The 9,098-nt window shown below is 35.1% G+C and carries 8 protein-coding genes; 5 read left to right on the top strand and 3 right to left on the bottom strand.

Features of this window, described 5'->3' with window-relative positions; genetic code table 11:
* Nucleotides 1-328 precede the first annotated feature (328 nt).
* Nucleotides 329-1,381: an Ig-like domain-containing protein gene (locus ACW2QF_RS14720; RefSeq protein ID WP_455716766.1), complete on the bottom strand. Its 1,053-nt coding sequence runs from the start codon at nt 1,379-1,381 to the stop codon at nt 329-331.
* Between the two features lie 373 nt (nt 1,382-1,754).
* On the opposite strand from ACW2QF_RS14720, the gene ACW2QF_RS14715 reads away from it, so the two are divergent.
* From ACW2QF_RS14715 to ACW2QF_RS14705, 3 genes are all read left to right on the top strand, one after another.
* The gene (locus ACW2QF_RS14715; protein WP_455716765.1) at nt 1,755-2,324 is read left to right on the top strand and encodes a GNAT family N-acetyltransferase; all 570 of its coding nucleotides are present in this window, start codon (nt 1,755-1,757) and stop codon (nt 2,322-2,324) included.
* Between the two features lie 76 nt (nt 2,325-2,400).
* Entirely contained in the window at nt 2,401-2,799 is a 399-nt protein-coding gene (locus tag ACW2QF_RS14710; RefSeq protein WP_455716764.1) for an NUDIX domain-containing protein, read from the top strand.
* Between the two features lie 29 nt (nt 2,800-2,828).
* Nucleotides 2,829-4,103 (top strand): dihydroorotase, encoded by a 1,275-nt coding sequence (locus tag ACW2QF_RS14705; protein ID WP_455716763.1) that lies wholly within the window; start codon nt 2,829-2,831, stop codon nt 4,101-4,103.
* 176 nt (nt 4,104-4,279) lie between these two features.
* Here ACW2QF_RS14705 and ACW2QF_RS14700 read toward each other — a convergent pair whose 3' ends face one another.
* Nucleotides 4,280-4,609, bottom strand: coding sequence for a hypothetical protein (locus ACW2QF_RS14700; RefSeq protein WP_455716762.1), 330 nt, complete (start codon nt 4,607-4,609; stop codon nt 4,280-4,282).
* 74 nt (nt 4,610-4,683) lie between these two features.
* A complete protein-coding gene (locus tag ACW2QF_RS14695) occupies nt 4,684-7,323 on the bottom strand; it encodes a calcium-translocating P-type ATPase, SERCA-type (RefSeq protein ID WP_455716761.1) in 2,640 nt (879 codons plus the stop codon).
* A gap of 154 nt (nt 7,324-7,477) precedes the next feature.
* Between ACW2QF_RS14695 and ACW2QF_RS14690 the strand changes: the two genes are divergently transcribed.
* Both ACW2QF_RS14690 and truA read left to right on the top strand, forming a co-directional pair.
* On the top strand, nt 7,478-8,032 hold the full coding sequence (locus ACW2QF_RS14690) for a manganese efflux pump (protein WP_455716760.1): 555 nt from the start codon (nt 7,478-7,480) through the stop codon (nt 8,030-8,032).
* A 419-nt stretch (nt 8,033-8,451) separates the two neighbouring features.
* Nucleotides 8,452-9,098, top strand: a 647-nt coding sequence (truA, locus tag ACW2QF_RS14685; protein ID WP_455716759.1) for a tRNA pseudouridine(38-40) synthase TruA, incomplete at its 3' end; no start/stop codon positions are given.

Raw genomic sequence — 9,098 nt, 5'->3', positions numbered from 1 at the left:
TAGAAGTACTTAGGTGTGTAGCGTGTTTTGTGTCATAGTACGTAAGCTAAGAAGCTATGAAACATAGAAAGAGTTTTGCATCAATACTAAATTACACAAGTACATCGATGAACTCGAATGAATAAATATTTTTGATTATTCATCCATAAGAGAAAATGCTTTTGACACTCGAATCCTATAAATTGTATTTGCAAGATTAGTATTTGCAAACTTAATTTTTTTTATGTAGAAAAGATTATTTTGTTCTATTGTATATAGAGTTGAAAATCGTTGAATTAGTAAGGAGGAGTGAATGTTTGCAACATTTATTCCTCTTTTTTGTGAAGTTTTATTTCTTAGGTTCTGTTACTGTGACCTTACATTTGACCTTGGTACCGTCTTCAGTTGCATAGACGTAGGCAGTACCTTTCTTTAAGGCTGTAATTGTTCCATCTGATTTGACTTCTAAAACATTAGAATTACTACAGGACCAAACAGGAGTATTCCCAGAAGATACAGTTGCATAGAGTGTAGTCGTTTGATCAACTAGTAAGGACAAAGAAGTTGTACTTAATTCAATGGTAGGCGAATTAACTGTTACAGTACAAGTTCTTGTAACTCCATCAATAGTAGCAGATATGAGTGCTGTTCCGTGTTTTATTGCAGTTACATTACCGCTTTCGTCTACGGTTGCTACACTTTTTTTATTGCTTTTCCATTTGGGAGTTAGATTAGAAGATACTTTGACGTTTAATTTGTGAGTTTGGCCACGATAAAGAGATAGATTTGTTTTGCTCAAGGAAACTTGAGGTGATTTGACTTTAACTTTGCAGGTTTCAGTAGTACCGTCTGCTGATATAGTAATACTTGCTTCACCAGGTTTCATACCAGTAACTAATCCATTCTCATCAACTGTAGCAATGCTCTTTCTATTGGATTTATAAGTTACTGTAGAACCAGTTGATGTACTTGATTTTAATAAAAAGGTTTCACCGTGCTCTAAATATATGCTTGTTTCATTTACCGTTATGGTGGTTTTTTTTACTGTTATCTTGCAACTTGACTCAGCACCTTTTATTTTTGCTGTGACGGTGACTTTTCCAGATTTTTTGGCAAGTACCTCGCCGTATGTATTAACCGATGCAATTTTAGAATCGCTACTTTTCCAAGTAGGTAGATTACCTGTGGAAGTAAATGCGACTAGATATATACTATCGCCAATAGAAAGGGTTTCACTATAGCTTGTCAAAACTACAAAAGGATAGGTACCAGCAGAAGAAGCTTTTACTTGTATAGCTTGAGTTCGTATGTTAATAAGTGGTGTGGTGAATAGTAAGAGTAGTGCAAGAATAACAAGATATATTTTTTTGTGGGTTAGACTAGATTTTTTTATTGATTTCATAGAAGTTCCTCCATTCTTGTTTACGATAATAAAAAAAGAGGAATAAATGTTACGTATAATACGCGTTGCAAACATAAATCTAGTATAGTATAGAACCTGAATTTTTACAAGTCATTATGGTTATTTTTGTAATATTCTTGTGTCGTTTAATTTCGTTTATGTAATATATGTGTCATAGTAGGAAGGCTCGTGATTTGTAAACTTAAGATTCTTAGTATATAATTATACACATGGATTAAGGTTCAAAAATTATATTCCTTTTAGAGGAATATTTATTGTGTATCAAGAAGCCATGAAAAGCTATATGGAGTTTTTCTCGAAATTTAGCATGATCATAATAGGAGAAAAAAACTTCGATTTACTGGAGGAAAAAATGCAAGTAAGAAATATTAATACGGAACAACTTAATGATTTATATGAAAATCATTTGAAACATGATTTTCCAAAGAGCGAATTGAAATCATTATCTATGATTCAATCTTATATGGAGAATGGAATTTATACAATCTATGGTTTGTATGAAGGAGAAGAATTATTGGCATATGCCTTGTTTATGCATAACAAAGAGAGTGGTTTTCAATTACTAGATTATTTTGCAAGTAATCGTAAGTATCGTAGTAAAGGATATGGATCAAAGTTACTACAGATGCTTAAGAAAGAAGATTCTATATCAAAAGGTTATATTATAGAAGTAGAAACGGTACGTACTGCTAAGAATGAGGCAGAGAAGTTACAGAGAATAAGAAGAATTGCTTTCTATGAAAAGAATGGTCTAAGAAAAGTTTCATTACGTTCTACCGTATTTGGAGTGGAATTTGACATTCTATATCTTCCATTACAATGGGATGGAGAAGATACAGAATTGTATGAAGAACTTAAATCATTATATTTACAAATGTTTGGAGAAAAATATACAGAACATACTATAATAGAAATGGTATAAATTTCATAGTATTGTTTACTGATGGGGAAAGAGTATGTTATAATGGCAAGGATAAGGCTTGTAGGAGGGTGTATGGATGAATAAATATCGAATTATTGTTAAGGGTATCGTAAAAAGTCTAGACAAATATCTTATTGTTGAAAAATGGTTTGATGATCGAATTCAGGATCCATATCAATGGGGATTTATCGATGGAGAAATCAAGTTTGGTGAGTCACCTGATAGAGCAGTTATACGAATAATTACTGAAGATACAGGTTTATATGCACAAATTGATCGCCTCCTATATACGTGGTCTTTTATGGCTGGTGATACGTATACAATTGGTATTAGTTATCTATGTTTGGCGGGTATGGATGACATTATGCTGTCAGAAGAATTACATAACTATAAATGGATTACCAAAGAAGAATTTGATCAGTATATCGAAAATCAAAATATGCTCGATGATATTGATAGTGTTGAATTAGAGTAACTTGTTTTTATGATAGAAAGGTGGTTCTTTTGAAGATACTAATTAAGAATGGGTATGTGATTGACCCAGCAACAGATAGAGAAGAAATTTGTGATATCCTAGTTGAGGATAAACATATTGTTGAAGTTGGACAAAATATTGCAAAGGATGCAGATCAGTGTATTGATGCAACTGGCTGCTATGTTATGCCAGGTTTTATTGATTTGCATGTTCATTTAAGAGAACCAGGATTTGAATATAAAGAAACCATTCAGACAGGAGCATTGGCAGCAGCACATGGTGGGTTCACAAGTATATGTCCAATGCCAAATACAAACCCTGTTATAGATAGTAGGGAAATGGTAAGATTTATAAATGAGAAATCAGAAAAGGAAGCGGTTGTTCATGTGTTACCAGTTGGTGCCGTTACCAAAAATCAAATTGGAAAAGAATTAGCTGATATATCTGCTATGGCAGATGAGGGTGCTGTGGCAATTAGTGAAGATGGTAGATCCGTTATGGACCCAGCATTATACCGAGAGGCTATGAAGATAGCAAAAGATAAAGGAATTGTCGTTCTAGCTCATTGTGAAGACAGGAGTCTTGTACAGGGCGGTGTTATGAATGCTGGTAATAAGGCAGAAGAATTAGGAATGCCAGGAATTACGAATTCAGTAGAAGATGTAATTACAGCAAGAGATATTCTATTAGCAAAAGAAACAGGAGTAAAGTTACATCTTTGTCATTGCTCTACCAAAGATAGCGCATGGATGGTAGGGAAAGCAAAAGAGGAAGGAATATCAGTAACAGCAGAAGTGTGTCCGCATCATTTTACTATGTCAGATGAGAATATTACATCAGATGATGCAAATTATAAGATGAATCCTCCATTAAGAAGCAAGGAAGATGTGCAAGCATTAAAAGAAGCATTACGAGATAATGTGATTGATGTGATTGCTACCGATCATGCTCCTCATAGTGAAGAAGAGAAGAAGGAATCAATTAAAGTTGCACCTTTTGGAATTGTAGGATTAGAAACAGCCTTTGCGTTAACAATGACGGAGCTTGTTAAGACGGGTTATCTTACTCCGAGACAACTTGTTGAGAAGATGAGTTTAAATCCAGCGAAAGTACTAGGAATTAATAAAGGAATGTTATCTGAAGGAGCAATCGCTGATATTGTTATTGCAAATCCAGATGAAGAATATACAATTGACGTGGAAGACTTCGTTTCTAAAGGTAAGAACACACCATTCCAAGGTAAGAAAGTGTGTGGAAAGATTCGCTATACGTTGGTTGATGGACAAGTTGTTTACCAAGCATAGGAGTAACAATTGTACGTACCTACTGTTAAGTCTTGATAGTAAAATATCATAAGCGTTTCAAATAATGACAATGCTTTCATACACTAGCAAAAAGAACAAATATTTGCCGGTGCATGAAAGCATTTAGTTTTATTAACATAGCATGACTGCTTAATTTTGCAACATTCTTTTTTTCATTATATGTCTGAATCTCTTAATAAACTTTCCAGTTGTTCTGCAGTTAGACTATCTGTGTCATCTGAATCAATAGCCGGTGCTTCGGCCTCCTTTAAATCCTTTGTGGGAGCTGTGTTTACATGCAATCGTTTCCCATCTGGCTTAATTATGTAGGGTTCTTTTTCGTTGACACGATAGAATTTTAGCAAGTTACCACTTTGCAAACAAACAGTATTGGAGTTGCACAAGTCATAATTACTAGAATATGGCATCTTATCGTACATGTTTAAATCATCCAATAAAGTATTATCAAATGGTTTTAGTTTCGCGGTCGTTTTTTGGTTTTTCAATTGTGTAGCCTCCTTAATTGCCCAGTAGCTATCGTAATTATCTAATATTAGTATACAACCTTTATTTCATGAATTCAATAATTTTTATTCACCCTTTTTTGTGTTTCAACCACAAGTATTGGAACGAAAGATAGAATAATAACAGTAATCCATTGCATGTTGTTTAATGGTACTACCTTAAATATAACGGCTAAAGGCTCTAACATAATAACTGCGGAAAGAAGTATGGAACAGACGATAAAGGATAACACATGTTTCACATTGCTAAATATACCTATTTTTACTATGGATTTCTCGCTTCTCATGTTGAAGGAATGGAATAATTGTGACAAACTAAGTACTGCAAAAGCCATGGTGCGCCCAAGGGTTAAAGCATTCGATGTACCACCAAGTTTGTAGCGGTAGCCAAGTATGAAGGCGGTTAGTGCAAGTGAGCCGATAAGAAGACCTTCAAAGATAATCTTGAATACAAGTCCATTTGCAAACATTCCAGCCTTTGGAGAGATTGGCTTGTTTTTCATAATGTCTTTATCTGCAGGTTCTACTCCTAGTGATATGGCAGGTAGGGAGTCAGTAACTAAGTTTACCCACAATAGCTGTACAGCAAGTAATGGGGAAGGCAAACCCATAAGAATGGCAGCGAAAATCGTAAGGATTTCACCTATATTACTGGATAATAGGAAATGTATAGCTTTCTTAATATTCTGATAGATTCCTCGACCTTCTTGAACGGCGGAGACAATTGTAGCAAAATTATCGTCAGTCAATATCATATCTGCTGCATTTTTAGCAACGTCAGTTCCACTTAACCCCATAGCACAGCCGATATCTGCAGTCTTTAATGCAGGCGCATCATTAACACCGTCACCTGTCATGGCTACTACATTACCTTTCTTTTGAAATGCTTTAACGATTCTTACTTTGTGTTCTGGAGTAACTCTAGCAAATACGCTATACTCGTCAATGTTGTTATTTAGCGCTTCTTCTGACATAGCAGATAATTCGGTACCTGTGATTGCTTTATCTTGATTCTCTAGTATTCCCAAATCTTTCGCAATTGCACAAGCAGTGGTGATGTGATCACCAGTAATCATAACTGGTTTTATACCAGCACGTTTGCAAACGAATACGGCTTCCTTGGCTTCTTCTCTAGGTGGGTCAATCATACCGATTAAACCATTGAATATAAGCGCGCTTTCCATAAGTGCAGTACCCTTTGGAACAGTAGCAGTTTCTTTGTATGCAACTGCAAGAACACGAAGGGCACGTTTGGCCATATCACCATTATATTTATTAAGAACTGCACGTTTGCTATTTGTTAAAGGCAAGATTTTACCTTTGTCATTGTAATGCGTACATTTGGCAAGAAGTACGTCAGGAGCGCCTTTGGTTATACAAAGAATCTTACCATCTTCCATTTTATTTACCGTAGTCATTAATTTTCTTGAAGAATCAAATGGTATTTCTGCAAGTCTTTTGTTATTAAGATCTAATTTAGCTTTATTAATTCCTACTTTACAAGCAGCTAATACAATCGCATTTTCGGTTGGTTCTCCGGTAGCAGTGATGTCTTTTTTAGTAACTTTTAATGTGGAGTCATTACATAGAGAGCCGAGAGTAAGAATGTGACAAGCTTCTTTGGAGTCAAGAATTTCTCTGCCACTAACTGAATAGATATCAGTGACTGTCATTTTATTCTGTGTTAATGTACCGGTTTTATCAGAACAGATTACTGTTGCACTACCTAAGGTTTCAACAGCAGGTAACTTACGGATTACTGCGTTCTTCTTAGCCATACGGGATACACCAAGAGATAGCATGATAGTTACAATTGCAGGAAGGCCTTCTGGAATTGCAGCAACAGCTAATGATACGCTAGTCATGAACATATCAAAAGGAGGTCTACCTTGCAATGTGCCAAGTACGAAGATTGCAAGGCATATTAGTAATGCAGCGATTCCCAACACTTTTCCAGTTTGCGCCAAACGTTTCTGCAAAGGGGTATCTGGTGTATCATCTTGCATAATCAATTTTGCTATGTGTCCGACTTCGGTATGCATTCCTGTACTAGTTACAATTGCACTACCTCGGCCGTATGTAATGATACTAGTAGCGTATACGATATTTTTCCGATCTGCCAAAGGAGTATCTTCAGAGTAAGATTTATCTGCAATTTTCTCGATGGAATGAGATTCACCAGTTAATGCGGATTCATCAACCTTAAGATTAATAGAGGTTAGTAACCTAGCATCAGCTGGAACGAAATGTCCAGTTTCTAGATGAATAATATCCCCTGGAACCAAATCTTTTGAGGAGATTACGCTTTGACTTCCATCACGTAAGACAGTGGCGGTAGGGGCTGACATATTCTTCAAAGCTTCTAGGGATTTTTCTGCTTTCGTTTCTTGCAGGACTCCTAATATTGCATTCAAAATTATAATGGCAAAGATGATGATAGGATCAACAAAATCAGCATGGCCTTCTAATAACGATATAACAAAGGAGACGATAGCTGCAATGATTAAGATGCCTATCATAAAATCTTTAAACTGCGCAAAGAATTTGGTTATTATACTCTTATTTTTCTTTGATTCAAGAACATTCTCTCCATACTCATGGATACGTTTTCCTGCTTCTTTGCTAGTGAGTCCTGAATCAATAGACGTATGAAGAGCTTTTACTGTATCCTGTGTGGATAGATTGTGATAATTCATGTAGAGACTCCTTGTAACATTAATTAGTTTAATATATGCATGGACATAGAAATTATGAAAGATAGAAGTAGCCAGAATCATTAAGGGTGCATACCTTAATACAAGGGGCTGTCTGTAAAGACGTGAAAATCCCTTTGAAAGGAGAGAAAAGAAATTGTTATTGCAAATTATTGTGATATCAATCTCATTAAGTATAGATGCTTTGGGAATTGGAATTGCATACCCGTTACGCGGTGTTAGGATTGGAGCGTTAGAAAAAACAATAATTGGTTTAATTTCATGCGGTGTAATGTACCTATCTATTTTAGTGGGAAAACAGATGACTAAGTATATACCAGCTGATGTAATGATGATTATAGGAACAGCAATTTTAGTATTAATGGGAGTTATCTATATACGTAATAGTTTGTTTAGTGATGAAGAGGCTAGGTATGACTTAGATGAATCAAAGCGGATCGATTTGTTTGAAGCGATTATATTAGGGTTTGCCTTATCAGCAGATTCTATCAGTGCAGGAATAGCTATAGTTGCAATTGGAATGCATAGTACGTTTGTGCCTATTGTAGTTGGTCTGACACAAATTGGATTTCTGACATTAGGAAATCTACTAATTACAGAATTCTCTCATGTTAAGAAACTGAATAGTAAAGTATGTGGAGTGTTCTCTGGAGCATTATTAATATTAATAGCTATCTTAAGATGTATATGAGAAGGAAGGTAACGAAATAAGAAGCTGTCACATGAACTCCAGTAATTAAGAATCTGAATAAACAGTTGCTAGAAGAAGTAGATATGGAGTTTTCAAATTAAAAGCAATGAAATGCAACGTTAAAAAAACAATCCCACGAAGGTGTGTGCCTATGGCGAACATGAAATGTACGACATAGGCATTCAAATTCGTGGGATTGTTTTTTTACCGGTGTGTGAATGCTTTTAATTTGAAAACTTTACGATAAGCCATAATGCAACTGTTTATTCAGATTCTACCACTTGAAAAACATGTGAACAGCCACTAAATAATTTACCCTTGGAATCTTCTTAGTAACATGTTATAATTGGAAATTGAATGGTTACAAGGTCAACGCTGCAGTTGATATAAGTTAAAACAAAGACGAGGTAGAAAAAACAATGAGAAATATTCAGTTGGTAGTTGAATATGATGGTTCCCGATATGACGGGTGGCAAAAACAACCGAAATATCCTAATCGTGTAACAGTACAGGACAAAATTGAATCGGTATTAAATAAAATGGAACAGGAAGATATTGAGTTAATTGGAGCAGCTAGAACAGAAGCTGGTGTGCATGCACATGCACAGGTTGCTAATTTTGTAACGAGCTCCGATATGAAGCCATATGAGATCAAACATTATCTAAATCGTTTTTTACCAAGAGATATAGCAGTAAAAGAAGTGTTAGAGGTTCCAGAACGTTTTCATAGTAGTTTTAATGCAAAATCCTTTGTATATGAATATAAGATTGGTATTGGAGAAGTACCGAATGTATTCAATCGTAAATATAGTTACTATTGTTTTGATAAATTAGATTTGAAAGAAATGCGAAAAGCAGCCTCTTATATGATAGGCAAGCATGATTTTAAAGCATTTGCTGATAATAAGAAGCAAAAAAAATCTACGGAACGTGAAATATTTGAACTTGACATATATGGAGATAGTGAAGAGGTTGTAATTACAATACACGCAGATGATGTTTGGCCTTTTATGGCAAGAATCATTGTAAGTACTCTTATAGAAGTAGGCACGAATAGACTTGAAGC

It is taken from the genome of Anaerosporobacter sp., assembly GCF_965301125.1.
Note: the sequence above shows the minus strand (reverse complement) of the source record. Positions and strands in the feature narration are given on the sequence as shown.